The sequence below is a fragment of the Janthinobacterium amylolyticum genome (genome assembly GCF_051380655.1).
Lineage (GTDB): Bacteria > Pseudomonadota > Gammaproteobacteria > Burkholderiales > Burkholderiaceae_D > Janthinobacterium.
Genome location: NZ_JBNYXL010000002.1, coordinates 330,180 through 354,664, shown reverse-complemented (window position 1 = coordinate 354,664; position 24,485 = coordinate 330,180). Strand labels below are relative to the sequence as shown.

General features: G+C 63.6%; 24 protein-coding genes. 13 read left to right on the top strand and 11 right to left on the bottom strand.

Annotation, left to right across the window (positions count from 1 at the left end; all coding sequences use genetic code 11):
* Positions 1 to 44: 44 nt before the first annotated feature.
* From glyQ to ACQ4WR_RS05125, 5 genes are read left to right on the top strand one after another with little or no spacing between them, the layout of a single operon-like run.
* Complete coding sequence (gene glyQ, locus ACQ4WR_RS05145; RefSeq protein WP_102293911.1) at positions 45 to 959, top strand: glycine--tRNA ligase subunit alpha; 915 nt, start codon at positions 45 to 47, stop codon at positions 957 to 959.
* Between the two features lie 37 nt (positions 960 to 996).
* The gene (gene glyS / locus ACQ4WR_RS05140) at positions 997 to 3,099 is read left to right on the top strand and encodes a glycine--tRNA ligase subunit beta (RefSeq protein WP_436485718.1); all 2,103 of its coding nucleotides are present in this window, start codon (positions 997 to 999) and stop codon (positions 3,097 to 3,099) included.
* A complete protein-coding gene (gene gmhB, locus ACQ4WR_RS05135) occupies positions 3,099 to 3,686 on the top strand; it encodes a D-glycero-beta-D-manno-heptose 1,7-bisphosphate 7-phosphatase (RefSeq protein ID WP_436485717.1) in 588 nt (195 codons plus the stop codon). The genes glyS and gmhB overlap by 1 nt, the downstream gene beginning before the upstream one ends.
* Positions 3,687 to 3,702: 16 nt before the next feature.
* Positions 3,703 to 4,443 (top strand): lysophospholipid acyltransferase family protein, encoded by a 741-nt coding sequence (locus ACQ4WR_RS05130; RefSeq protein ID WP_100874414.1) that lies wholly within the window; start codon positions 3,703 to 3,705, stop codon positions 4,441 to 4,443.
* Between the two features lie 44 nt (positions 4,444 to 4,487).
* Positions 4,488 to 5,423: a M48 family metallopeptidase gene (locus ACQ4WR_RS05125; RefSeq protein ID WP_436486107.1), complete on the top strand. Its 936-nt coding sequence runs from the start codon at positions 4,488 to 4,490 to the stop codon at positions 5,421 to 5,423.
* Positions 5,424 to 5,524: 101 nt separating this feature from the next.
* On the opposite strand, the gene waaA is transcribed toward ACQ4WR_RS05125, so the two are convergent.
* The 5 genes from waaA to ACQ4WR_RS05100 form a co-directional block, all read right to left on the bottom strand.
* On the bottom strand, positions 5,525 to 6,799 hold the full coding sequence (waaA, locus tag ACQ4WR_RS05120) for a lipid IV(A) 3-deoxy-D-manno-octulosonic acid transferase (protein WP_436485716.1): 1,275 nt from the start codon (positions 6,797 to 6,799) through the stop codon (positions 5,525 to 5,527).
* Positions 6,800 to 6,817: 18 nt separating this feature from the next.
* Positions 6,818 to 7,840, bottom strand: a complete 1,023-nt coding sequence (gene waaC / locus ACQ4WR_RS05115) for a lipopolysaccharide heptosyltransferase I (RefSeq protein WP_436485714.1) — start codon at positions 7,838 to 7,840, stop codon at positions 6,818 to 6,820.
* Between the two features lie 4 nt (positions 7,841 to 7,844).
* The gene (locus ACQ4WR_RS05110; RefSeq protein WP_436485712.1) at positions 7,845 to 9,227 is read right to left on the bottom strand and encodes a phosphomannomutase/phosphoglucomutase; all 1,383 of its coding nucleotides are present in this window, start codon (positions 9,225 to 9,227) and stop codon (positions 7,845 to 7,847) included.
* Positions 9,228 to 9,313: 86 nt separating this feature from the next.
* A complete protein-coding gene (locus tag ACQ4WR_RS05105) occupies positions 9,314 to 9,622 on the bottom strand; it encodes an H-NS histone family protein (RefSeq protein ID WP_436485710.1) in 309 nt (102 codons plus the stop codon).
* Positions 9,623 to 9,678: 56 nt separating this feature from the next.
* Positions 9,679 to 10,773, bottom strand: coding sequence for a glycosyltransferase family 4 protein (locus ACQ4WR_RS05100; protein WP_436485708.1), 1,095 nt, complete (start codon positions 10,771 to 10,773; stop codon positions 9,679 to 9,681).
* Between the two features lie 558 nt (positions 10,774 to 11,331).
* Here ACQ4WR_RS05100 and ACQ4WR_RS05095 point away from each other — a divergent pair.
* The 7 genes from ACQ4WR_RS05095 (at position 11,332) to ACQ4WR_RS05065 (ending at position 17,775) form a co-directional block, all read left to right on the top strand.
* The gene (locus ACQ4WR_RS05095) at positions 11,332 to 12,171 is read left to right on the top strand and encodes a symmetrical bis(5'-nucleosyl)-tetraphosphatase (protein WP_436485706.1); all 840 of its coding nucleotides are present in this window, start codon (positions 11,332 to 11,334) and stop codon (positions 12,169 to 12,171) included.
* Between the two features lie 92 nt (positions 12,172 to 12,263).
* Positions 12,264 to 13,184: an AraC family transcriptional regulator gene (locus ACQ4WR_RS05090; protein WP_436485704.1), complete on the top strand. Its 921-nt coding sequence runs from the start codon at positions 12,264 to 12,266 to the stop codon at positions 13,182 to 13,184.
* A gap of 129 nt (positions 13,185 to 13,313) precedes the next feature.
* Positions 13,314 to 13,868, top strand: a complete 555-nt coding sequence (locus ACQ4WR_RS05085) for a carboxymuconolactone decarboxylase family protein (protein WP_102293920.1) — start codon at positions 13,314 to 13,316, stop codon at positions 13,866 to 13,868.
* Between the two features lies 1 nt (position 13,869).
* Positions 13,870 to 14,955, top strand: coding sequence for an acyl-CoA dehydrogenase family protein (locus tag ACQ4WR_RS05080; RefSeq protein ID WP_436485702.1), 1,086 nt, complete (start codon positions 13,870 to 13,872; stop codon positions 14,953 to 14,955).
* A complete protein-coding gene (locus tag ACQ4WR_RS05075; protein ID WP_102293922.1) occupies positions 14,952 to 15,746 on the top strand; it encodes an ABC transporter ATP-binding protein in 795 nt (264 codons plus the stop codon). Before ACQ4WR_RS05080 ends, ACQ4WR_RS05075 begins: the two co-directional genes overlap by 4 nt.
* Before the next feature lie 17 nt (positions 15,747 to 15,763).
* Complete coding sequence (locus ACQ4WR_RS05070; protein ID WP_436485700.1) at positions 15,764 to 17,008, top strand: ABC transporter substrate-binding protein; 1,245 nt, start codon at positions 15,764 to 15,766, stop codon at positions 17,006 to 17,008.
* A 2-nt stretch (positions 17,009 to 17,010) separates the two neighbouring features.
* Positions 17,011 to 17,775, top strand: coding sequence for an ABC transporter permease (locus tag ACQ4WR_RS05065; RefSeq protein WP_436485698.1), 765 nt, complete (start codon positions 17,011 to 17,013; stop codon positions 17,773 to 17,775).
* Positions 17,776 to 17,784: 9 nt separating this feature from the next.
* Here the strand turns inward: ACQ4WR_RS05065 and ACQ4WR_RS05060 are convergent, their stop codons facing one another.
* The 6 genes from ACQ4WR_RS05060 to ACQ4WR_RS05035 all read right to left on the bottom strand — a co-directional run bounded on the left by ACQ4WR_RS05060 (position 17,785) and on the right by ACQ4WR_RS05035 (position 22,518).
* Positions 17,785 to 18,531, bottom strand: a complete 747-nt coding sequence (locus ACQ4WR_RS05060) for a lysophospholipid acyltransferase family protein (protein WP_436485696.1) — start codon at positions 18,529 to 18,531, stop codon at positions 17,785 to 17,787.
* 140 nt (positions 18,532 to 18,671) lie between these two features.
* Positions 18,672 to 19,973: a dihydroorotase gene (locus ACQ4WR_RS05055; RefSeq protein WP_102293926.1), complete on the bottom strand. Its 1,302-nt coding sequence runs from the start codon at positions 19,971 to 19,973 to the stop codon at positions 18,672 to 18,674.
* Between the two features lie 25 nt (positions 19,974 to 19,998).
* Entirely contained in the window at positions 19,999 to 20,964 is a 966-nt protein-coding gene (locus tag ACQ4WR_RS05050; RefSeq protein WP_102293927.1) for an aspartate carbamoyltransferase catalytic subunit, read from the bottom strand.
* Positions 20,957 to 21,481: a bifunctional pyr operon transcriptional regulator/uracil phosphoribosyltransferase PyrR gene (gene pyrR / locus ACQ4WR_RS05045; protein ID WP_102293928.1), complete on the bottom strand. Its 525-nt coding sequence runs from the start codon at positions 21,479 to 21,481 to the stop codon at positions 20,957 to 20,959. The genes ACQ4WR_RS05050 and pyrR overlap by 8 nt, the downstream gene beginning before the upstream one ends.
* Before the next feature lie 39 nt (positions 21,482 to 21,520).
* Positions 21,521 to 21,904 (bottom strand): Holliday junction resolvase RuvX, encoded by a 384-nt coding sequence (ruvX, locus tag ACQ4WR_RS05040; RefSeq protein ID WP_436486105.1) that lies wholly within the window; start codon positions 21,902 to 21,904, stop codon positions 21,521 to 21,523.
* Positions 21,905 to 21,915: 11 nt separating this feature from the next.
* The gene (locus tag ACQ4WR_RS05035) at positions 21,916 to 22,518 is read right to left on the bottom strand and encodes a YqgE/AlgH family protein (protein ID WP_102293929.1); all 603 of its coding nucleotides are present in this window, start codon (positions 22,516 to 22,518) and stop codon (positions 21,916 to 21,918) included.
* 453 nt (positions 22,519 to 22,971) lie between these two features.
* Between ACQ4WR_RS05035 and ACQ4WR_RS05030 the strand changes: the two genes are divergently transcribed.
* Positions 22,972 to 24,432: a cryptochrome/photolyase family protein gene (locus tag ACQ4WR_RS05030; RefSeq protein ID WP_436485694.1), complete on the top strand. Its 1,461-nt coding sequence runs from the start codon at positions 22,972 to 22,974 to the stop codon at positions 24,430 to 24,432.
* The last annotated feature ends 53 nt before the right edge of the window (positions 24,433 to 24,485 follow it).

Here is a 24,485-nt window from a genome sequence, read left to right as displayed (position 1 = left end):
AAACCTTAACAAAGCGCAGCCTGTCCGCGCGGCGAACTCATACGATGCTCACATTTCAACAAATTATCCTGACCTTGCAAACCTATTGGGACAAGCAAGGTTGCGCCCTGCTCCAGCCTTACGACATGGAAGTCGGCGCCGGCACCTTCCACACCGGCACCTTCCTGCGCGCGATCGGCCCGGAACCCTGGCGCGCCGCGTATGTGCAGCCGTCGCGCCGCCCGAAAGATGGCCGCTATGGCGAAAACCCGAACCGCATGCAGCACTACTACCAGTACCAGGTGGTCTTGAAGCCAGCGCCGGAAAACATCCTCGACCTGTATCTGGGTTCGCTGGCCGCGCTGGGCCTGGACTTGAAACAGAATGACGTGCGCTTCGTCGAAGACGACTGGGAAAGCCCGACCCTGGGCGCCTGGGGCCTGGGCTGGGAAGTCTGGCTGAACGGCATGGAAGTGACGCAGTTCACCTATTTCCAGCAAGTGGGCGGCCTCGATTGCAAGCCCGTGCTGGGCGAGATCACCTACGGCATCGAACGTCTGGCCATGTATCTGCAAGGCGTGGAAAACGTGTATGACCTGGTGTGGACCGAGTGGGAAGAGAACGGCACCACGAAGAAACTGACCTACGGCGACGTCTTCCACCAGAACGAGGTGGAGCAGTCGACCTACAACTTCGAGCACGCGAATACGGACCTGCTGTTCGAACAGTTCGGCAACTACGAAGCGGAAGCCAAGCGCCTGATCGAACTGCAGCTGACCCTGCCCGCCTACGAGAAGATCATGAAGGCGTCGCACAGCTTCAATATGTTGGATGCGCGCGGCGCCATCTCGGTGACGGAACGTGCCGCCTATATCGGCCGCGTACGCACCCTGTCGCGCCTGGTGGCGCAAGCGTATTACGACTCGCGCGAGCGCCTCGGCTTCCCGATGCTGCCCGCCGCAGAGCAAACCGCCGCCTAATTCGAGCCTCCATACCGCCGTACCTGACAAGAACACCATGAACCAAACACTGCTCATCGAACTGCTGACCGAAGAACTGCCGCCGAAAGCGCTGGCAAAACTGGGCGCCGCCTTCACGGCCGGCATCGTCAACGGCCTGAAAGCGCGCGACTTCCTCGAAGCCGACAGCGTCGCCACCAGCTACGCCTCGCCGCGCCGCCTGGCCGTCTCCATCACCAACGTGCGCGAAGTCTCGCCCGACAAATCGATCCGCGAAAAAGTCCTGCCCGTCTCCGTGGCGCTGGACGCGAACGGCAACGGCACGCCGCCGCTGGCCAAGAAACTGGCCGCGCTGGGCTTCCCCGACCTGACGGTGGCCGAGCTGGAACGCACCGCCGACGGCAAGGCCGAAAGCTTCTTCTACACCTACACGGCGCCAGGCAGCCAGCTGGCCGTCGGCGCGCAGGCCGCATTGACGGAATCTTGCGCCAAGTTGCCGATTCCAAAGCTGATGAGCTATCAGCGCCCGGACGGCACCACCGTGCAATTCGTGCGCCCGGCCCACAGCCTGATCGCCCTGCACGGCATCAATATCCTGCCTTTGACCCTGCTGGGCCTCACGGCCGGCCGCAGCACCCTGGGCCACCGCTTCCTGACGGACGGCGAACCGATCGTCATCGCGCACGCGGAAAACTATGCGCCCTCGCTGATCCTCAACGCCAGCGTCATCGCCAGCAACGAGGAACGCAAGGAACGCATCCGCGCCCAGCTGCTGGACAAGGCCGGTGCCGACCAGGTGCTGATGCCTGAAGCGCTGCTCGATGAAGTGACCGCCCTGGTCGAATGGCCGGTGGTGTACGAATGCCACTTCGAGGAAGAATTCCTGGCCGTGCCGCAGGAGTGCCTGATCCTGACCATGCAGACGAACCAGAAATACTTTGCGCTGACGGACAGCGAAGGCAAGCTGCGCTCGCGCTTTTTGATCGTCTCGAACATCGAGACGGACACGCCAGAGCACATCATCGGCGGCAACGAGCGCGTCGTGCGCCCGCGCCTGTCCGACGCCAAGTTCTTCTTTGAACAAGACAAGAAGAAAACCCTGGCATCGCGTCTGCCGCTGCTGGCCAATGTGGTCTACCACAACAAGCTGGGCACGCAAGCTGCCCGCACAGAGCGCGTCAAGTCGCTGGCCGGCGCCATCGCCGCCAAGCTGCAGTACGACGTGGCGCTGGCCGAACGCGGCGCCCTGCTGGCCAAGGCCGACCTGCTGACCGACATGGTGGGTGAATTCCCAGAACTGCAAGGCATCATGGGCACGTATTACGCGCGCCATGACGGCGAAGCGGAAGAAGTGGCGCTGGCCGCCTCCGAACATTACCAGCCGCGCTTTGCCGGCGACAGCCTGCCATCGACCGCCACCGGCACCGCTGTGGCGCTGGCCGACAAGCTCGAAACCCTGGTTGGCATCTGGGCCATCGGCCTGGCGCCGACGGGCGACAAGGACCCGTTTGCGCTGCGCCGCCACGCGCTAGGCGTGCTGCGCATGCTGCTGGAGAAACGCTTGCCCCTGTCGATCCAGGGCTTGCTGGCGGATGCCGCCGCGCAGTTCGCAGCCGTGCCCGGCTTCAAGGACCCGGTGGCGGACGTGACCACCTTCATGCTCGACCGCCTGCGCGGCATCCTGCGCGAGCGCGGTTTCTCGCCGAATGAAATCGAAGCCGTCGTGGCACAGAATCCCGACCGCCTGGACGACATCGTGCAGCGCCTGGAAGCCGTGCAGGCGTTTGCCGCCCTGCCGGAAAGCGCATCGCTGGCCGCGGCCAACAAGCGCATCACGAATATCCTGAAAAAGAACGAGGAAGCCGTGAGCCAGGTCGCCGCCGGCGGCGTCAACGTGGCGCTGCTGCAGGACGAGGCGGAGAAAAAACTCGCCGCCGCCGTCTCGCGCGTGCAGCCGGAAGTCGACGCCGCCTTTGCCAAGGGCGACTTCACCAGCACGCTGCAAACCCTGGCGCAGCTGCGCGACGATGTCGACGGCTTCTTCAACGACGTGATGGTGATGGCCGAGGATGTCGCCTTGCGCAACAACCGCCTGGCCTTGCTGTCGTCCTTGCACGGCATGATGAACCGCGTGGCCGATATTTCCAAGCTGGCGGCGTAATGGGTATTCCGGCGCTGAAACTGATAATTCTTGACCGCGACGGCGTCATCAATCATGACTCGCCGGATTTCATCAAGTCGCCTGCGGAATGGCTGCCGATTCCCGGTTCGCTCGAAGCGATCGCCCGTCTGAACCAGGCAGGCTATCGCGTCGTCATCGCCTCGAACCAGTCGGGCATCGCGCGCGAATACTTCGACATGACGGTCTTGAACGCGATCCACCAGAAGATGCATACCTTGGCGCAGCAGGTCGGCGCCGACATCGATGCCATTTTCTTTTGCCCGCACGCGGGCGCGGATAACTGCGACTGCCGCAAGCCGAAACCGGGCATGTTCCATGAAATTTCGCAGCGCTACAACACCAGCCTGAAAGGCGTGCCCACGGTCGGCGATTCGCTGCGCGACCTGCAGGCAGGCTTCATCAGCGGCTGCGTGCCCTACCTAGTCCTGACGGGCAAGGGCGAAAAGACCAACGAGACGGGCGGCCTGCCGCCCGGCACCCAGGTCTTCCCCGACCTGGCCGCCGTGGTCAGCCACCTGCTCAAGGCGCCGGCGGTACCGGCGCCCAGCGTGGCATTGAGTATTTAATATTCGGAGAACCGCATTGCGTAATATTTCCCTGTTCCTGCGATCCCTGCTGTTCATGACCATCATGATCGTGGCCACCATCGTCTGGGCCTGCGTGTGCTTTTTTGCCGCGCCATTGAGCTACAACAAGCGCTATTGGGTCACCTCCCGCTGGAACGTGTTTATCCTGTGGTGTGCCAAGGTCATTTGCGGCATCCGCTATGAAGTCAAGGGCGCGGAGAACTTCCCCGATGCGCCGGCCATCGTGCTATCGAAACACCAGTCGGCATGGGAAACCATCTTTTTGCTTCCCAGCCTGCCACGCCCGCTCGTGTATGTGTTCAAGAAGGAGATCCTGTACATCCCGTTCTTCGGCTGGGCCATGGCGCTGCTGCGCATGATCCCCATCGACCGCAAGCAGGGCAAGCATGCGTTCAAGAGCGTGGTGGCGCATGGCAAGCGCCGCCTGGCCGATGGCCAATGGATTATCATGTTCCCTGAAGGTACCCGCATTCCCGTGGGCCAGGCGGGCAAGTACAAGAGCGGCGGCACGCGCCTGGCCATCGCTACCGGCGCCGTGGTGGTGCCGATCGCGCATAATTCAGGCGAGTGCTGGCCCAAGCAATCATTCCTCAAACGCCCCGGACTGATCACCGTCTCGATCGGCAAACCGATTTCGCCGGAAGGGCAAACCCCGGACAGCATGATGCAACAGGTGGAAAATTGGATAGAATCAGAAATGCGCGTCATTTCGCCTCACGCCTACAACGCTGGCTAGACGGCATCAGCGCGGTCATCCAGGAGCCGACCCTGCGCCAGCAGATGAAGACCATCAAGGTCGGCGACCAGCAACTGGATTTGTTCGCGCATGACGTCTCGACCAGCACGCCCCCGGCGGTGCGCCCCACGGCACCGCCAGCGCCGCCCGTGGAGGCGAAGCCTGTAGTTCCCCTGGCGCCGCCTCCGGCGCCTGTCACGCCTCGCGCCCCCCCTGTCCTTCCCTCTCCGCCACGCAGCGCCGATGGCCCGCCGCTGCGCCAGCTGCAGCTGGGCAGCCACCTGGTCGAATTCGCCCTGCGCCGCTCCACGCGCCGCTCCATCGGCTTCATGATCGACGATAACGGCTTGCGCGTGACGGCGCCCAAGCGCGTCACCCTGGCTGAAATCGACAACGCCATCCGCGCCAAGCAGGGCTGGATCGTCTCGAAACTGCTGGAGCGGGGCGAGCGCAAGGTGCAGCGCCAGCAGCGTCCGCCCGTGGCCTGGGTCGACGGCGCCATGCTGCCCTACCTCGGAGGCGAGATCACCTTGCGATTGCACCAGGCGCCGCGCCATCGCGCCAGCTTCCAGCGCGAGACGAATGAACTGCATGTGTGGGTCACGCCAGCGGGCACGGAACAGCAGCTGAAGGAAAAAGTAAAGGCCTGGTTCCAACACGAGGCGCGCCAGCTGTTCGAGGCGCGGCTGGACCTGTATGCGGACAAGCTGGGCGTGCGCTACGATTCGCTGTCGCTGTCGTCAGCCGGCACGCGCTGGGGCAGCTGCACCATCGAGCGCAAGATCCGCCTGAACTGGCGTTTGATCCACTTCGCCCTGCCGCTGGTCGACTACGTGGTGGCGCATGAGCTGTCGCACCTGCTGGAAATGAACCACAGCCCCCGTTTCTGGGCCACCGTGGAATCGATCTATCCCGATTACGATGGCGCCAAGCAGGCGCTCAGAAAGCGCTCGCAGGAGTTGCCTGTGCTGTTCACGTAGGCGCTTGTCGGATTACGCTCTACGAGCTAATCCGACCTACAGTCACGTAGATCGGATTAGCGCAGCGCGCGTAATCCGACGCCATTGTTGGCCGCGCGCCATCACGCCAGCAAAGGCTTGATGGCCGCGACGGTGCGCGGCGTGGCGCCCCGGTGCTGGTTGGCAAACGCCAGCGCCTTTTGGCCCATCGACGCCAGCTCCGCAGGATCCTGCAGCAATGCCGCCCCCTGCGCCATCAGGGCATCGGCGTCCGCTACCAGCGCGGCGCCGCCGGCGGCAATTGCCTGTTCCGTCACCAGCGCGAAATTGAAGGTGTGCGGGCCGATCAGCACGGGTTTGCCCAGGGCGGCCGGCTCGATCAGGTTCTGTCCGCCCAGCGGCAGCAGGCTGCCGCCCACAAAAGCGCAATCGCAGGCCGCGTAATACGCAAACATCTCGCCCATCGAGTCGCCCAGCAGCACTTGCGTGCCCGCCGCCACGACGCCATCCTGGCCTAAACCCGACCTGCGCTGCACGGCCAGGCCATGCGCCGCGATCACTTTTTCCACCTCGTCGAAACGCTGCGGATGGCGCGGCACGATCAGCAGCAAGGCATTGGCCGGCAGGCTGGCGCGCAGCCAGGCGTCGAGGATCAGCGGCTCTTCCCCTTCGCGCGTGCTGGCGCACAGCAGCACGGGACGGGAGCCTATCGCGCTGCGCAGCAAGGCGCCCGTCGCCAGCGCCGCCCCGGGCACGACGACGTCGAACTTGATGCTGCCCGTGACCACCACGTCCTGCACGCCCAGCTGGCGCACGCGATCGGCGTCGTCCTGCGTCTGCGCCGCCACCAGGGTGATGCCGCGCGCCGCATCGGCAATCAGCTTGCCCAGGCGCTGCGCCTTGCCCAGCGAACGCTGCGACAGGCGCGCATTGGCCAGCACCACGGGCACTTTGTAGCGATTGCACTGGTGGACCAGGTTAGGCCACACTTCCGTCTCCATCAGGATGCAGATGCGCGGCGCGAAATGGCGAAGGAAACTGGCCGGCATGGCACCCGTGTCGTAAGGCAGGTAGCTTTGCACCAGGCGTGCGCCGTGTTTGGCGAACAGCGCCTTGCCGGTGGCGCGCCCCGTCGGCGTCATGTGCGTGAGGACGATGCGGCAATCGGGCCATTGCGCCAGCAGCGCATCGACCAGTGGTTCGGCCGCGCGCGTCTCGCCAACGGAGACGGCGTGCAGCCACAGCGTCGGCATCGGGGACCTGGACTGGCGGGCGTAAAAGCCCAGGCGCTCGCCCCAGTGCTGGCGGTAGCCGGGTTCCTGGCGTCCGCGCAGCCACAGGCGCGCCAGCACCAGGGGCAAGGCCAGCCACCAGGCGAGGGTATAAAGAAGTCGCATGATTATTGAATGTTGAGGTCAGGCTGGAGGATAGTCGGCCAGCAGCCGCTGCGCCGCGGCCAGCACTTCCGGCACGCCGGGCGGCGCGCCTTTATCGCCAAGGTTGATGATCTTCGGCGACCAGTTGCCTTCCGTCTTCCACAGCGGCGAATCGGCGTAGATTTCAACCGTCGGACGCACGAATGCGGCGGCGATATGCGTGAGGCCCGTATCGACGCCTACCACCAGCGCCGCGTGGCGCGCCAGCAAGGTAGCGTCGCTCATCGACAGTTTCGGCAGCACGCGCGCGTTCGGCAGGCCGGCCGCCAGTTGTTCCGCTTCCGCCTTTTCCTTGGGCGAACCCCACGGCAGCAGTATCGGCATGGGCGCCAGCGCCTGGCCCAGCGCGATCCAGTTCTGCGGCGCCCATTTCTTGGCGTCGCGCGCGGTGCCGTGGAAATACACGCAGTAGGGTGCTTCGCCCATCCAGTCCGGGCGCGGTTCGCTGCCTGATACTTCCGGCAAGCCGAAATCGGCCGGCGTATCGACCGTGTAGCCCAGTGCGGCGGCGGCCACCAGGCGGCCACGCGCTACCGCATGCGTGCGCGGATCGAGGGGTATGCTTTTCGTGTGGAACAGGCGCGAGATGCCCTCGTAGCCGGAGCCTTCGCTGCCATTGGCCAGGCCGACTTTCTGCCCGCCCGGCGCCAGACGCGCGGCGCCCATGATGATGCCCGTCTTCAGCAAGCCCTGGGTATCGAATACATAATCGTAGCGGGTCTGGCGCAGGCGGCGGAAGAAGGCGGCGATTTCCGCGCGCGTCTCTTTCTTGCCCAGGCTCTTGCGCCAGCGCCGCAGCGCAAACGGGAAGATGGTACCCACGCGCGGGTTCAGGCGCACCAGGCTGGTATAGCCCTCCTCGACCACCCAGTCGATGGTCGCATCAGGAAAATGGCGGGCGATGTCAGCCACCATGGGCAGGTTATGCAGCACGTCACCCAGCGAGGATACCCGCACCAGCAGGATTTTCAGGGGCGCCTGCGCGCCAGCTTGACCGGCCATGCTGTCAGAACGGCAGGACGGCGTCTGGCTTGGCGGCCAGGATCACGCGCTTGAACTGGCCTTGGATGCGCGCCAGGGCGGCTGGCGTTTCCGCTTCGAAGCGCATGACGATCACCGGCGTGGTGTTCGATGAGCGGGCCAGGCCGAAGCCGTCCGCATATTCCACGCGCAGGCCGTCGATGGTGATGATCTGTTCATTGCCGGGGAAAACGGCGTCGCGGCGCAGCACGTCCATCAGCGCGACATTCTCGCCTTCCTTCAGTTCCAGGTGTAGTTCGGGCGTGCTGTCGGACTGCGGCAGGGAATTGAGCAAGGCAGATGGATCGGCTTCACGCGTGAGGATTTCCAGCAGGCGCGCGGCCGAATACAGGCCGTCATCGAAACCGTACCAGCGGTCCTTGAAGAAGATATGGCCGCTCATTTCGCCACCCAGCGGCGCCCCCGTTTCGCGCAGCTTGGCTTTCACCAGCGAGTGGCCGGTCTTGTACATCAGCGGTACGCCGCCATGCTTGCTGATCCACGGCGCCAGGTGGCGCGTGCATTTCACGTCGTACAGGATTTGCGCGCCAGGGTGTCGGGTCAGCACGTCGGCGGCAAACAGCATCATCTGGCGGTCAGGGTAGATGATCTGGCCATCCTTGGTCACCACGCCCAGGCGGTCGCCGTCGCCGTCGAAGGCGATGCCGATTTCGGCGTCCGTCTCGGCCAGGCAGCGGATCAGGTCCTGCAGGTTTTCCGGATGCGCCGGGTCGGGATGGTGGTTCGGGAAGTTGCCATCGACTTCGCAGAACAGTTCGATGACTTCGCAGCCCATGCCACGGAACAGGTCGCCCGCGAAGGCGCCGGCCACGCCATTGCCGCAATCGACGGCGATCTTGATCGGGCGCGCCAGCTTGACGTCGCCCAGGATGCGCTCGAGGTAGGCGGCGCGGATATCGTGCGTGGCATAGCTGCCCGGGTTGGCGCTGGCGCTGCCGTCGTGCGCGACGATGCTGTGGTACAGCGCCTGGATCGCTTCACCGTGAATCGCTTCACCGGCCAGCACCATCTTGAAGCCGTTATAGTCGGGCGGATTGTGGCTACCCGTGACCATGATGCCGGAACGCGTGTCGAGCACGTTCGTGCCGAAGTACACCATCGGCGTGGCCACCACGCCCAAATCGATCACGTTGATGCCGGCGGCCTGCAGGCCCTGTGCCAGCGCCGCCGTCAATTCGGGGCCCGACAGGCGGCCGTCGCGGCCGATCACTACCCGCTTTTCGCCCTTTGCCAGGGCTGCCGCGCCAAACGCCTGTCCAATCTTGTGGGCCACGCTGGCATCGAGGGTTTTAGCGATGATGCCGCGAATATCATAGGCTTTGAAGATCGTTTGGGACAATGGAAGCATGGTTTGGACGGTATAAAAGTAGGGATAGGGCCTGGCAGGTAAAGCGTGCTTTGGGGAGCCTGCTACTGCGCCAAGAGTATACCGAATTATACGCGCAGCAGATCAATCGACTTGCCCGATTCCACCCATCGCTTGACCCACAGAGGCTGGCGTCCACGGCCTGTCCATTGCTCAGTAGCATTGTCCGGATGACGGTAACGCACCGCGACTTTACCCGTGCGCGGGTGCAAGCCATCGAGTATCAGCTGTTTCAGCGGTATGCCAGCGTGCTGCGCGATCGCCATGATCTGTTCGCGCGCCTTGTTCAAATCTTCACGTTCGCGGCTGTTTAATTCGTGCTGCACCTGGTCTTGCAATTTGCGCAGCTCCGGCATTGTCAATATTGATAAATTCATATGCCACCTTTAACATTAATATGAATTAAAAAATGCATGAATATACACTATTCACGTTATTTCTTCTTATTCATAATCATCCAGCGTGGCGACTTGAATCGGATGATGCGGAAATATAACCAGACGTACGACACCATGAATAAAACGGAACAGAAAATCAATAAGCCGGTATGCCGCCAAAGCAAGGTCGCTGGAATCACGGCCGTCAGCGAAAACAGCCACAGATAAGGTGATGTCATCGAATTGCGGCGCATCAGCGCACGCGCTTCCTTGCGGCCTACGGTCCACTGCACAATGCGGCGGAAAATCAGGCTGTGCAGATGTATGCCGTCCGGCATCACCGGTGACTTCCCTTGAATAAATGCGCGTCGATAGGCCGAGAAAAGGGTTTCAAATGCGGGATAAATCAGCAGCAGCACGGCGTACCAGGTCGATACATCTGGATTGCGCATCACCAGCAGCAGGGTCAACTCACCGAGCATGAAGCCAATAAAATAGGCGCCGCCATCACCGAGAAAAATCAAGCCGACCGGATAATTCCAGATCAAAAAACCAGTAACGGCACCGGCCACCAGCAGGGCCGAGACCAGGATGAAGGAATCGTTGACTTGCAAGCCAACATAGGCGAGCGACAGGAACATGCAGATGGAAACCACGCTGGCCAGGCCATTGAAGCCATCGATAATATTGATGGCATTGGCAATACCCGCCACGGCCAGCACCGTGATGGGCAAGCTCAGCCAGATGAAGGGTATCGCCAAGCTGGAGAAGGGGAAATCGATGCGGTCAATGCGCGCATCGATCAGGAAATAGGCCAGCAGCGCACCTGCCATGGTCAGCAGCAAGCGCCCCACGGGGCTGACTTTGCCCGTAAAGTCTTCAATGATGCCGCCAGCAAACGCGATGCCTGAGCATAACAGCAAGGACAGCATCCATTGCGTCATGACCGGCAGGCGCCAGATCGACACGAGCGCGCTGAACACCACTGCCAGGAAGATCGCCAGCCCGCCAATGCGTGCCACCGAATGGGAGTGCACTTTTTGCACGCCATGAAAATCAGAATCGAGTGCCGACCTGTGCAATCGCACCTGTTTAATAATCAACAGGGTCAACAACGCGGATGCGACAAAGCTCACGATAAAAGAAAACATTTTTATTATCAACAAAAAATCGGGCTCGCCACTAAAAAGCCATCGATAAGGTAAAAAAATACGAGAAATTACGCCATACAGCCTTTAAATGACATTGTACCGACTTTGCGAATAAATCCCTATTTTCAAGCCGCCCGTCTCCGCCGCCACGGCTGCAACTATCTCAAAAAATGCCATATATCAGGTATCGCCAATAAAAAACCCTGTTTTTGGCCAAAATGATACACATGCGCTGCCTGCCACTTTGCGGCATTTTTGGCGCGGGAAAAATATTAATTTATAGGAAATATTCTCCATCCTGCTTGCACGAATGCGTTCCAGCGTCGCAAATGCTAGCAAGGAAATCCATGCTTGCTAACAGCTTTTACCATTTGATACATTAACAATAGCCACTTTGACAACACTACATGCAGCAGGCGGTTTGACATGGCGGGCACGCCATTCGACACGCAAGCGTGCAACTTCAGGCATGATTCTGATTCTACTGAAAGTCTGGCGCCATCCGGGTACGTTTGCCGTCCAGCCCGATCCTCTGCAAAAAAAAAAACCATACCGCTCATGAAAACCTACTTTATCGGCGATCTGCAAGGCTGCCATGCACAAACCGTCGAACTGGTGGAACAGATCCAGGCCACGGCGAACGGTCCGTACCGCCTGCTGTTCGCGGGCGACCTGATCAACCGTGGCCCCGCCTCGCTGGCCACCCTGCGCTACGTGCACGCGCTGGCGCGGCAAGGCCTGGCTGACAGCGTGCTGGGCAACCATGACCTGCACTTGCTGGCCGTGGCCAATGGCATCCGCCCGCAGCATGCATCGGACACTCTGGCCGAGATCCTCGATGCGCCCGACCGCGAAGAACTCATCGCCTGGCTGCGCTGCCGCCCCCTGGCCCTGCAGCACCAGGGCCATTTGCTCGTGCACGCGGGCCTGCTGCCGCAATGGAGCGCGCGGCAGGCACTGGCCCTGAGCGGCGAGGTCTCGGCCATGCTGTGCAGCGACGACTGGGTCGCGTTCCTGCGCACCATGTACGGCAACGAGCCGGCCGCCTGGCGCGATGAGCTGCAGGGCGCCGACCGCCTACGCTGCATCATCAATGCCATGACGCGGCTGCGCTTTTGCACGGCCGACGGCGTGATGGACTTCAAGATGAAGGAAAGCGGCAGCGCGCCGCCCGGCTCCGGCCTGCTGCCATGGTTCGAGGTGCCCGGCCGGCACAGCGCCGGCGACACCGTCGTCTTCGGCCACTGGTCGGCGCTGGGACTGCAATTGCGCCCGCAGCTGATCGGCCTCGATAGCGGCTGCGTCTGGGGTGGCAAGCTGTCCGCCGTCTGCCTGGAAGACCGCTCGCTGCTGCAGGTGGACTGCCCCACGTTCCAGCAGCACAGTGGCAAGCAGTAAGCTGCCGCAGTGCCGGCATATGCTTAGTCGAAATCGGTCGTTGGCCCTGGCGCGCGCGGACCGTATGATGCAGCTTTTGCCTTTTCCACTCCATGCATCCTGATACCGACAGGCTGGCGCGCTGGCTGCTGGGCAGCCTGCAGCTCGACACCGCCGTACTGCACGTAGGCCAGTACTGCGGCCGCTGGCGCGCCTCCACGGCGGGCCGGGAACTGGGCAGCTTTCACCTGGTGCTCGACGGCCATTGCTATCTGCATCTCGATGGCGCGGCGCCGATCGCCCTCGGTCCGCGCGATGGCGTCTTCCTGCTGCGCGACCTGCCACATTTTCTCAGCCCTTACAGCGACCCGCTGCAGGCCGTGAGCGCGCAAGCCATGCAGCCGTTGCAGCCAGCCACGGACAGCCCGGCAACGGCGCTGGCCTGCGGCTTCTTTCAATTTCGCGGCGCCCTCGCCGCGCTGATCGTCGATTCCTTCCCGCCGTATCTGCTGATACGCGGCGACGCGCCCGCCTTCAGCGCCGCCACCGGACTGTTCGACCTGATCCTGGCGGAGGCCGGCGGCGATCCGGAACAGCCGTCGCCTTTGACCTCGCGGCTGGTCGAACTGCTGTTCTTTTACCTGATACGCCACGTGGCGCAGGGCGAGCAGGTGGCGGCCGGCCTGCTGTCGCTGCTGCACCAGCCCGCATTTTCACCGCTGCTCGAACGCATGCTCGATGCGCCCGCCGATGACTGGTCGATCGAGAACATGGCCAAGGCGGCGTGCATGTCGCGCGCCAGCTTCTGCAAGCATTTCGCCAGCGCCAGCGGCCATTCGCCAGCGCAGTTCCTGCTCCTGCTGCGCATGAAGATCGCCGCACGGCGCCTGCACGACGGCGCGTCCGTGGAGCGGGCGGCCGAACTGGTGGGCTACCGCTCGCACGCCGCCTTTACGCGCGCCTTCAAGCGCGTCACGGGCGAGCAGCCGGGCGCCTATCGCCGCGACCAGCGCCTGCGCCAGCTGGCCAGCTAATCGCCTGCCGGGATCAAGGAATACCGAATCGCAGACGAACGAGCACAAAAGGGCGACGCTCACGTCTGTTGCCTGCACGATATGGCCGATATAATGGCTGAGTGACTTACTAACTTAGCAAGGTGCCCCATGTCCCGTCTGACTCTGCATACTCTCGATACCGCGCCGGCCGACAGCCGCCCCTTCGTGGAAAAAGCCATCGCCAACAATGGCTTCCTGCCCAACCTGATCGGCGTGCTGGCCAACGCGCCGCTGGCCCTGGAAACCTATTTGACTGTCTCGGGCATCAATGCGCGCGCCAGCCTGACGTTAATGGAACGCGAAGTGGTACAGATCACGGCCGCGCGCATCCACGGCTGCGATTTCTGCATTGCCGGCCATAGCGCCATCTCGCTGAAAAAAGCCGGCCAGACGCCGGACACGGTGCGCGCCCTGCAGCATGGCCAGCCGACGAATGACGTCAAACTGGACGCCGTCGCCGCTTTCGCCACGGCCGTCATCGCCACGCGCGGCGCCGTCAATGACGCCGAATATCAAGCCTTCCTGGGCGCCGGCTACAACGAACAGCAGGCGCTGGAAGTGGTGCTGGGCATCAGCCTGGCCACCCTGTGCAATTTCTCCAACAGCCTGGCCGGCACGCCCGTCAATCCGCAATTGACGCCCTATTTGCCCGGCGCCGTCTGACATGGGCCACCTCAATCACTGGCTGCACATGCATGCCGACCAGCTGGACCAATCGCCGCAACTGGCTGAAACCGTGCTTCCCGCGCTGGCGGGCGACCAGTTGCTGCGCATCGGCGTGCCGCAGGAACAAGGCGGCGCTGGCGGCGACGTGCGCGACGCCATCCACGCCATTGCCAGAGTAGCCGAGGAATCCGTGACGGCCGCCTTTGTCTTCTGGGGCCAGCGCTGCTTCATCGAATTCCTGCTGCAAAGTGAGAACCGCGCGCTGGCCGAGCGGCGCTTGCCCGGCCTGCTGGCCGGCACGCAGGCCGGCGCCAGCGGCCTGTCGAACGCCATGAAATTCTTGTCCGGCATCGAACAGCTGCAAATCACGGGTGCGCGCCATGCCGACGGCTTGCTGGTCGACGGCGGCCTGGCCTGGGTGACGAATTTGCGCAAGGCGGGCTTTGTGGCGGCGGCTGCCGTGGCACCTGACGATGGCGCGCCACCCGTCATCGTGGCCTTCGACAGCGGCGCGCAAGGCGTGCAGCGCAGCGATGACCTGGACCTGATCGCCCTGCGCGGCAGCAATACCGCCTCCGTCAAGCTGGCGCAGGTACACATTCCCGCCGCGGACATCATCAGCGACAATGCGCCAGCCTGGCTGCCGCAGGTGCGCCCTTCTTTCCTGGGCATGCAATGCGGCCTGTCGATCGGCCTTGCGCGCGCCAGCCTGGCCAAAGCGGCGCAGATCTCCGCCGGCTCGCGCAACCAGCTGTCGCCGCGCATCGAAGCGCTGCAAGCGACCCTGGAAGCGGCAGTCGCGACCCTGCTGGACGGCGTGCACGATGGCCGCTTCAAGACGCAGGCGCCGGCCATGTTCCGCCTGCGCATACAGCTGGCCGACATTCTGCAGCAGGCGTTGATGCTGGAACTGCAAGCCATGGGCGGACGCGCCTACCTGAACGCGGAGCAGCAGGGCTTTGCCCGCCGCTGGCGCGAATCGTCGTTCATCCCCATCGTCACCCCCAGCCTGACACAATTGCAGGCGGCCTTGCAGCTGTTCGACAGCCAGCAGGCGGCCAAGGCGGCGGGGGCGTCGGCATGAGCGTTGCAGATTGGGCCTTGCAGGCGCAGGACCTGAGCTTTTCCTATCCGGGTGCCGCGCCCGTGTTCCAGCACGTCTCGCTGGGCGTGCGCAAGCGCGAAATCGTCTGCCTGCTGGGTGGCAGCGGCTGCGGCAAATCCAGCCTGCTGCGCGTGCTGGCCGGCTTGCAGCCGCCATCGACAGGCGATATTCAATTCCTCGACGCGCCCATGCGCGAGCCGGACCCGCGCAGCGCCCTCGTCTTCCAGCAGGCCAGTTTGCTGCCCTGGCTGAACGTCACGGGCAATGCCGGCTTCGGCCTGGACTTCAAGCACCAACCCAGGCTGACGCGCGACGCGCACCAGGCGCGCGTGGCGCAAGCCATTGAAGCGGTGGGCCTGAAGGGACGCGAAAAACTGTATCCGTCCGCGCTGTCGGGCGGCATGGCGCAGCGCGTGGCGCTGGCCCGTGCGCTGGCGCGCGAACCGGAACTGCTGTTCGCCGATGAACCGTTTTCCGCGCTCGACGCCATCACGCGCGCCGAGATGCAGTCGCTGCTGGTGGACGTGGTGCACCGCTGGCACACGGCCGTGCTGCTCGTCACGCACGATATCGATGAAGCGATTCTCGTGGCCGACCGCATCTTGCTGATGGGCGGCAAGCCGGGCAACATCGTGCGCGAATGGCCCGTCGCCATCGCGCAGCCGCGCATCGGCCACAGCGCCGACGTGATCGCCCTGAAGATGGACATCCTCGACGCCCTGCAGGCGCTGCAAAAGCAGGACCAAGCGCCTGCCTTTGCTTCCAATTAATCGACCGGAACTCTCCCATGACATTCGAAGACCACAACAAACCCCTGCACATCTGCGCCTCGTCCGATTGCGACTGCGGCCTGACGCGGCGCGACTTCCTGCGCATGTCGGCCCTGGCCACGGCCAGCGTCGCCTCGCCCCTGCTGTTCGCCGGCGACGCCATGGCCCAGCAAGGCCCGAAAGGCGACGATCAGCCGGTGAAAATCGGCTATTTACCGATCACCGACGCCACGCCGCTGCTGGTCGCGCATGCGCGCAAGCTGTTTGAAGCGGAAGGCTTGCAGGCGGAAACGCCGCGGCTGTTCCGCAGCTGGGCGCAGATCATCGAAGCCTTCGTCGCCGGCCAGGTCAACGTGATCCATTTGCTGTCGCCGGCCACCCTGTGGGTGCGCTACGGCGCCAAATTCCCGGCGAAAGTCGTCGCCTGGAACCACGTCAACGGTTCCGCGCTGACGGTGGCCAACGAGATCAACAAGGTCTCCGACCTGGGCGGGCGCACGGTTGCCATCCCGTTCTGGTACTCGATCCACAACATCCTGCTGCAGCAGATCCTGTCCGCCAACGGCTTGACCCCGGTCACGCGCGCGCGCAACGCTGCCATCAAGCCGAATGAAGTGAACCTGATCGTGCTGGCGCCGGCCGAAATGGTCTCCGCCCTGGCCAGCAAGTCGATCGCCGGCTACATCGTGGCCGAACCGTTCAATGCGGCGGCGGAAAACGCCGGCATCGGCAAGATCCTGCGCTTCTCGGGCGATGTGTGGAAAAACCACGCGTGCTGCGTCACCTTCCTGTCCGAGCGTGACATCAACACGCGTCCGGAATGGGCGCAAAAGGTCACCAACGCCATCGTCAAGGCGCAGCTGTGGACGCGCTCGAACCAGGTCGACACGGCCAAGCTGCTGTCGAACGTGGGCGAGCACCGCTACACGCCGCATCCGCTGCAGGTGCTGACCAAGGTGCTGGCCACCAGCGACTACGCCGGCTACGAAAAGCAGGGCCTGATCGTGCACAAGAACTGGCAGCAGCGCCGCATCGACTTCCAGCCGTATCCATTCGCCTCGTACACGGAAGAACTGGTGCGCGCCATCGGCCGCACCAAGGTGGAAGGCGACACGCGCTTCCTGGCCAACCTCGATCCGAAATTCGCCGCGCGCGACCTGGTCGATGACCGCTTCGTGCGCAAGGCCATTACGGCAGTCGGCGGCCCGGCCGCCTTCGGCTTGCCGGCCAACCTGCTGCGCAGCGAAGCTGTGGCGGTTTGACGATGACGAGCAAGCTGTTTACGAAGTTCGGCCTGCCCCTGGTGGGGCTGGCCTGTGCCTTGCTGTTGTGGTCCGTGGGCGTGACGGCGCTGGAGAAATCCACGCCGATCGCCACCGCCTTCGCGCCCCTGCCCACGGCGCTGGCGTTCAAGGAAATGCTGGGCGGCGCGGATATCTGGCTGCATGTGGTACTGAGCCTGCAGCGGGTGGCTGTGGGCCTGGGGCTGGCCATCGTCATCGGCGTGCCGCTGGGCGTGCTGGTGGCCATGTCGAAAAGCTTTTCCGGCGCCGCCATGCCGCTGTTCCAGCTGCTGCGCATGATTTCGCCGCTGTCGTGGATGCCGATCGCCGTGATGGTGCTCGGTGTCGGCGACGCGCCCGTGTACTTCCTGCTGGCGTTTGCCGCCGTCTGGCCGATTTTGCTCAATACGGCGGCCGGCGTGGCGCGGCTCGACCCGAACTGGCTGCTGCTGGCGCGCAGCCTGTCGGCCACGCGCAGCGAGATTGTCTTCAAGGTGATTTTGCCGGGCATCACGGCCGACATTTTGACGGGCGTGCGCCTGGCCATCGGCATCATCTGGATCGTGCTGGTGCCAGCGGAAATGCTGGGCGTCTCGGCGGGCCTGGGCTACTTCATCCTCGATACGCGCGACCGCCTGGCGTACTCGGAACTGATGGCCGCCATCGTGCTGATCGGCATACTCGGCTTCATCCTCGACTACCTGGCCCGCGCCGCGCATGCGCGCTGGCTGCACGTGAAAAACTAAGCCGATGTCCTAAACGGTCTTTTCCAGCGGCAGCGCGGCGGCTACCGCCGCCTGCGTTGCCGCCGCCAGCTCGCGCCGGTGCGCGCCGTGCGTCGCCACCGGCGCCAGACAGGTCAGACGCGCCGTGATCGGCGGCCCGCTCAAGATCGCCACCATGCTTTGCGCAAAGCTCATCTCGCCGATGAAATCGACGGCATGGTGCAAGGCCCCCTTGTCATCCACATACACGAGCGCGAACGGCTGCACCGGCACTTGCGCGTCGATGGCGGCCTCGAACAGATTGGCGTGAAACGGCAGTATCTGCCCTTGCGCGGCGGTCGTGCCCTCGGGGAAGAAGGCGATGCGCTCGCCCGCCGTCAATTTGTCCACCAGTCCCTGGAAGATCAAACGCAGGTCGCGCTTGCTGCCGCGTGAAATGAAGATGGTGCCGGCGCGCCCCGCCAGCCAGCCCAGGATCGGCCAGGCGCGGATTTCCGCCTTGGCGACGAAACGGCAAGGGTGGACGGCATTGATGACAAAGATGTCGAGCCACGAGACGTGGTTCGCCACCACCATCGCATGGTCGAGGGCCGGCACGCTGCAGGCCGGCTGCTGCACCTGCACGCCGCAGATATCGAGCAGTTGCGTGGACCAGCGGCGGATGCGCCGATTGCGCCCCTCCAGGTCCAGCCAGGGGAACAGCACCGCGCTCTTGGCCATGCCGCAGCTCAGGTGGATGGCGATGCGCGCGAGGCGGTAGGTAAGCAGAAGTTTCAAATGACACCAGATAAAGAAGCAAACCCACAGCAAATTCCGGGGTCAGACCCGGCGGGGGAATCCGCCCCAATGGGGCGAATTCCGCTCCTGAAAGGACTGACCCCGGCAGTATGCTGGAGTTTCACTCCAGTACAAAAAAATCAGCGCTGAAACGCCACCTGTCCGGCCACGATGGTTGCCTTGACGATGCCGCTCAGCTCATAGCCGAGGAAAGGCGTGTGCTTGCCCTGGCTGGCCAGCGAGGCCGACGACACGGTCCAGCGCGCGGCGGGATCGAAGACGCAGATGTCGGCCGCTTCGCCCACGGCCAGGCTGCCGGCCGGGATGCCGGCCACGCGGGCCGCGTCGGACGTGACCTTGGCCACGGCACGCGCCAGCGGACGGGCGCCCGCTTGCGGCTGGTTCAAGGCGTAGTCGTCGGCCCATTTCAGGGCCAGCGACAGCAGCAGTTCCAGGCCCGTGGCGCCGGGCGAGGCTTCGCCGAACGGCAGCAGTTTTTCATCATCGTCGACGGGCGTGTGATCCGAGCACATGGCGTCCACCGTACCGTCGAGCAGGCCGGCGCGGATCGCATCGCGGTCGCGCTGGCTGCGGAACGGCGGCGTCACGCGCGCATTCGGGTCGAAGAAGCCGATGTCGGCATCCGTCAAATGCACATGGTGCGCGCCCACGTCGCAGGTGACGGGCAAGCCTTCGGCCTTGGCGGCGCGGATCAGTTCCAGGCCTGCCGCCGACGAGATGCGGCACAGGTGCACGCGCGCGCGGCTGGCGCGCATCAGTTCAAAGATCGTGTGCAGCGCGATGGTTTCGGACATCACCGGCACGCCGGACAGGCCCAGGCGCGAGGCCAGCGGGCCGCTGTGGGCGATGCCGCCACGGCCGATATGCGGGTCTTGCGGGCGCAGCCAGACGGTGTAGCCGAAAGTGTTCGCATACTGCATGGCGCGCAGCAGCACGGTGGTGTCTTCGATCGGCTCTTCCGCCTGCGCGAAGCCGATGCAGCCCGCTTCCGTCAGTTCCGCCATTTCCGTCAGCGACTGGCCTTTCAAGCCCATGGTCAGCGCGCCCAGCGGGTGCACATGCGCCTTGTTCTGCGTCTTGGCGCGGTATTTCAGCATTTCCACCAGGCCCGGCTCGTCGAGCACGGGGTCGGTGTCAGGCGGGCAGATCAGGCTCGTGACGCCGCCTTGCAGGGCCGCCTGCAATTCCGATTCCAGGGTCGCCTTGTATTCGTAGCCCGGCTCGCGCAGGCGCGCTGACAGGTCGACCAGGCCGGGGGAAACCACCAGGCCGGCCGCGTCGAACGTCGTGTCGGCGGTGAAACCGGCGGGGGCGCTGCCCACGGCCAGCACCTTGCCGTCGGCGATGAACAGGTCTTGCAAGCCATCGATGCCGTTGGCAGGGTCGATCAGGTGGCCGTTCTTGATATGTAGTGTCGTCATGCTCGCTATACTCGTCCTTGGGCCATCAGCCCTGATTACCAGCCAAAATACTCATCACCGCCATGCGCACGGCGATACCGAACGTCACCTGCGGCAGGATGACCGCCTGCGCACCGTCGGCCACGGCCGAATCGATTTCCACGCCGCGGTTCATCGGGCCCGGATGCATGACGATGGCGTCCGGCTTGGCCAGTGCCAGGCGTTCGGGCGTCAAGCCATAGCTCTTGAAATATTCCTGCGCCGACGGCAGCAGCGCGCCGCTCATGCGCTCGTTTTGCAGGCGCAGCATGATGATCACGTCGACGCCCTTCAAGCCTTCATCCATGTTGGTGAAGGTGCGCACGCCCATCTGTTCCAGGCCGCCCGGCAGCAGGGTGTGCGGGCCGATGGCGCGCACTTCCGGCACGCCCAGGGTGGTCAGCGCGTGGATGTCGGAACGCGCCACGCGGCTGTGCAGGATATCGCCCACGATGGCCACCGTCAGGTTGGTGAAATCCTTCTTGTAGTGGCGGATCGTGTACATGTCGAGCAAGCCCTGGGTCGGGTGCGCGTGGCGCCCGTCGCCCGCGTTGACGACGTGGACGTGCGGCTGCTTCGTATCGATCAGGTGCTTGGCGATCAGGTAGGGCGCGCCCGACTGCGCGTGGCGCACGACGAACATGTCGGCATGCATGGCCGACAGGTTGTCGATGGTGTCGAGCAGGGACTCGCCCTTGCTGGCCGACGAGGCCTGGATGTTCAGGTTGATGACATCGGCCGACAGTCTTTTTGATGCGATTTCAAAGGTGGTGCGCGTGCGCGTCGAGTTTTCAAAGAACAGGTTGAAAACGCTTTTGCCGCGCATCAGCGGCACCTTCTTCACGTCGCGCGCGGAAATGCCGACGAACGAGGAAGCCGTGTCGAGGATGTGGTTGACGATAGACTTCGGCAAGCCTTCGATCGTCAGCAGATGTTGCAGTTCGCCGTGTTTATTCAGTTGCGGATTAAGCATGGTGGGTATCTATGGTGAGCGTGAATTTTCCATCGTCGGCTTGCTTCAGGACCAGGGCCTGACCCGCCGGCACGGCAGTGTAGGCGGCGACGAAATCGGCGGCCACCGGCAGCTGGCGCTCGCCGCGGTCGACCAGGGCGGCCAGCATGATCTTCGCCGGACGGCCATAGTCGAACAGTTCGTTGATGGCCGCGCGCGTGGTGCGGCCCGTGTACAGCACGTCGTCGACCAGCAGGATGGTGGCGCCGGCCACGTCGAAGGCGATCTTCGTCGGCTTGACGTCCGCATGCAGGCCCTTCTCGGCGAAGTCGTCGCGGTAGAACGAGACATCGAGCACGCCCAGGCGGTCCAGCAGGTTCAGGTCGCGCGCCAGGCGTTCGGCCAGCCAGGCGCCGCCCGAGTGGATGCCGACGATGGCCACGTTGGGAATGCCCGCCAGGCCGCCTTGCACCTGTTGCAGCAAGTCTGCGTACAGGGCCTCGGCGTCGAGTTGGGATGGATTCGTAGGATGCGGCATAGAGTTCTTAATCATTCAGGAATGGAGTCAAAATTCAGATTAATAATTCGCGTCAAAATACTGCTGCAGGATGATGGCGGCGGCGCGGTCATCGATGACTTCACCGCGCCTGGCGGCGATGACGGCCGAGGAATAACGTTCGTCGACCAGTTCCACGGGCAGGTTGAAGCGGCCGTGGACCTGGTTGGCGAAGCGGCGGCAGCGCGCGCTCATTTCATGTTCCTTGCCATCGGGGTGGCTGGGCAAGCCCACCACGATGCGGCTGGCGCCCCACTCCCTGATCAGGCTATCGATGGCGGCAAACTTCGGCTCGTTCGCCGTGGCCGTGATCACGCTGAGCGGCTTGGCCTGGCAAATCATGGTATTGCCGATGGCTACGCCGATGCGTTTCAGGCCGAAATCGAAGGCGAGGATGGTGTCGATGGCGTCACCGCTCATGCGTGGCCAGCCTCGCTTGCCAGCATCAGGGGGTCGATGCCCAGCAATTTGATGGCCGCCACGTAGCGCTGTTCGATGGGGAAATCGAACAGGATATCGGCCGAGGCGCCGACCGTCAGCCAGCCGTTGCGGCCGATTTCTTCTTCCAGCTGGCCGGGGCTCCAGCCCGAGTAGCCGATCGAGACCAGCAGGCGTTCCGGGCCATCGCCCTTGGCGACGGCTTCGAGCACGTCGATCGAGGTGGTAAAGGCGATCTCGTCGGTCACCGTCAGCGACGAGGAATAGCGCGCGCCCGGCGTATGCAGCACGAAGCCGCGGTCGTCCTGCACCGGGCCGCCAAACATGATGGGCTCGTTGACGATGGGCGTGTCGCTGCCGGCCGCCAGTTTCAGGTCGATGCGCTCGAACAGCACTTCCATGGTCATGTCGGTGGGTTTGTTGATGACGACGCCCAGCACGCCGTTTTCATTGTGTTCGCAGACATACACGACCGTACCGCCGAAGATCGGATCTTGCATCGCCGGCATCGCAATCAGGAAATGGTTGGCCAGATTCAGGGTGGAGGAACCGGTCGCAGCCGGTTCGCCGACGCCCTGCATCAATCGATGTCCTGGTAGAGTCTGGTCGATTTTACTCTTCTTCATACGCGATGCTCTCTCTGTGGGCTTGCTGGCAAGTCTCGCTTACCCCGCTGTCGTACGCCTGGCAGCGCCCGCCGCGAATCTTGGGCGGAGGGCCGTTGTGTGCCAGGCGTCATTCTTGTTATGTTATAAATTCAATCACACATTCGCTGCGCATGCCGGTCTTGCATATTGCGAAATATCACATGTCACCGCAATTGCACTCCCAGACAGCCCCGTTTTGGAATCAATTGTAAAATCGATTCCAAAATCGCTGTCGCACCGCTGTTGCACATAATGAGCACTGCGAACGTAGCTGCTAGTTTACACTGAATTGCCGCCACAGCGACGCCAAAGGCGCGACGCGAGCGGCCATAACACGCCCTGAACGGCAAAAAATAGCTGATCTTTGACCCGGAACACGCGAAAATAATGAGCATCAAGACTTCCCTGGTATGGTTCCGGCGCGACCTGCGCGCCTTTGATCATGCCGCGCTGCACCACGCCCTGCGCCAGAGCCAGGCCGTGCATTGTGTATTTATCTATGACAGCGCCATCCTGGCCACCTTGCCGCGGCGTGACCGCCGCGTCGATTTCATCCACGCCAGCGTGGCCGAACTGGCGGCCGAACTGCGCGCACTGGGCGGCGACCTGATCGTGCTGCACGCCGATGCGGCCGAGGCCATTCCCCGCCTGGCGGCCGAGCTGCAGGCCGACGCCGTCTTTGCCAACCACGACTACGAACCGCAAGCCATCGCCCGCGACGCCACGGTGGCCGCCGCGCTGACGCAGGACGCGCGCCTGTGGTTCAGTTTCAAGGATCAGGTGATCTTTGAAAAAGACGAAGTGCTGACCCTCTCGCAGAAACCCTACACCGTCTATACGCCATACAAGAATGCATGGCTGAAGAAAATGCGCGCCGAACCTGGCTGCCTGGCGCCGTTCGACGTCGAACCGCACGCGGCCCGCCTGGCGCCGCCGCGCGCTGTCACGCCGGCGGCGTTGCCGTCCCTGGAGCAACTGGGTTTCGAGCCCAGCAACCTGGCCGAACTGGCGATTCCGACCGGCATGTCGGGCGCCAGCAAACTGTTCGAGGATTTCCTGCCGCGCGCGGCCCGCTACGACGTGGCGCGCGACTTTCCCGCACTGAAAGGGCCATCGTACCTGTCCATGCACCTGCGCTTCGGCACCGTCTCGCTGCGCTACCTGGTGCGCACCATCGTCGACCTGATGGACCGGGGCGGCGGCGACGGCGCGCCCGTGTGGCTGGCGGAACTGATCTGGCGCGACTTCTACGCCATGATTTTGTACCAGAACCCGCACGTGGAAGGCGGCGCCTTCAAGCCCGCCTACGACGCCATCGCCTGGGAGACGGGCCCCGAGGCGGACGCCGCCTTTGCCGCCTGGTGCGAAGGGCGCACCGGTTATCCGCTGGTGGACGCGGCGATGGCGCAGCTGAACCAGACCGGCTACATGCACAACCGCCTGCGCATGGTCACGGCCTGCTTCCTGATCAAGGATCTGGGCATCGACTGGCGCCGTGGCGAAGCGTATTTCGCGCTGCACCTGAACGACTTCGACCTGGCGTCGAACAACGGCGGCTGGCAATGGGCATCGTCCTCTGGCTGCGACGCGCAGCCGTATTTCCGCATCTTCAACCCCATCACGCAGTCGGAAAAATTCGATGCGAGCGGGCGCTTCATCCGCCGCTACCTGCCGCAGCTGAAGGCGCTGGGCGACAAGGAAATCCACGCGCCCTGGCTGGTGCCGCGCATGCTGCTGGAACAGAAAAACATCGTGCTGGGGCGCGACTATCCTGAACCGCTGGTGCAGCACGACGAGGCGCGCAAGGAAACGCTGGAGCGCTATGCGGTGGTGAAGGTGGTGGGGTAATCGGGTAGCCGGTGGCCCCGTCGCACAAGAACGTAGGTGGGATTAGCGGGGCA

Coding starts and splice junctions, on each gene's coding strand:
- ACQ4WR_RS05100 (WP_436485708.1), bottom strand. CDS start 10,773: ATGTTTTCTTTTATCGTGAGCTTTGTCGCATCCGCGTTGTTGACCCTG.
- waaC (WP_436485714.1), bottom strand. CDS start 7,840: ATGGCCGGTCAAGCTGGCGCGCAGGCGCCCCTGAAAATCCTGCTGGTG.
- ACQ4WR_RS05085 (WP_102293920.1), top strand. CDS start 13,314: ATGTCCCGTCTGACTCTGCATACTCTCGATACCGCGCCGGCCGACAGC.
- ACQ4WR_RS05090 (WP_436485704.1), top strand. CDS start 12,264: ATGCATCCTGATACCGACAGGCTGGCGCGCTGGCTGCTGGGCAGCCTG.
- waaA (WP_436485716.1), bottom strand. CDS start 6,799: ATGCGACTTCTTTATACCCTCGCCTGGTGGCTGGCCTTGCCCCTGGTG.
- ACQ4WR_RS05105 (WP_436485710.1), bottom strand. CDS start 9,622: ATGAATTTATCAATATTGACAATGCCGGAGCTGCGCAAATTGCAAGAC.
- ACQ4WR_RS05080 (WP_436485702.1), top strand. CDS start 13,870: ATGGGCCACCTCAATCACTGGCTGCACATGCATGCCGACCAGCTGGAC.
- gmhB (WP_436485717.1), top strand. CDS start 3,099: ATGGGTATTCCGGCGCTGAAACTGATAATTCTTGACCGCGACGGCGTC.
- ACQ4WR_RS05055 (WP_102293926.1), bottom strand. CDS start 19,973: ATGACGACACTACATATCAAGAACGGCCACCTGATCGACCCTGCCAAC.
- ACQ4WR_RS05035 (WP_102293929.1), bottom strand. CDS start 22,518: ATGCAGGGCGTCGGCGAACCGGCTGCGACCGGTTCCTCCACCCTGAAT.
- ACQ4WR_RS05110 (WP_436485712.1), bottom strand. CDS start 9,227: ATGCTTCCATTGTCCCAAACGATCTTCAAAGCCTATGATATTCGCGGC.
- ACQ4WR_RS05065 (WP_436485698.1), top strand. CDS start 17,011: ATGACGAGCAAGCTGTTTACGAAGTTCGGCCTGCCCCTGGTGGGGCTG.
- pyrR (WP_102293928.1), bottom strand. CDS start 21,481: ATGCCGCATCCTACGAATCCATCCCAACTCGACGCCGAGGCCCTGTAC.
- ACQ4WR_RS05095 (WP_436485706.1), top strand. CDS start 11,332: ATGAAAACCTACTTTATCGGCGATCTGCAAGGCTGCCATGCACAAACC.
- ACQ4WR_RS05030 (WP_436485694.1), top strand. CDS start 22,972: ATGAGCATCAAGACTTCCCTGGTATGGTTCCGGCGCGACCTGCGCGCC.
- glyQ (WP_102293911.1), top strand. CDS start 45: ATGCTCACATTTCAACAAATTATCCTGACCTTGCAAACCTATTGGGAC.
- ACQ4WR_RS05070 (WP_436485700.1), top strand. CDS start 15,764: ATGACATTCGAAGACCACAACAAACCCCTGCACATCTGCGCCTCGTCC.
- ACQ4WR_RS05125 (WP_436486107.1), top strand. CDS start 4,488: ATGAAGACCATCAAGGTCGGCGACCAGCAACTGGATTTGTTCGCGCAT.
- glyS (WP_436485718.1), top strand. CDS start 997: ATGAACCAAACACTGCTCATCGAACTGCTGACCGAAGAACTGCCGCCG.
- ACQ4WR_RS05075 (WP_102293922.1), top strand. CDS start 14,952: ATGAGCGTTGCAGATTGGGCCTTGCAGGCGCAGGACCTGAGCTTTTCC.
- ACQ4WR_RS05050 (WP_102293927.1), bottom strand. CDS start 20,964: ATGCTTAATCCGCAACTGAATAAACACGGCGAACTGCAACATCTGCTG.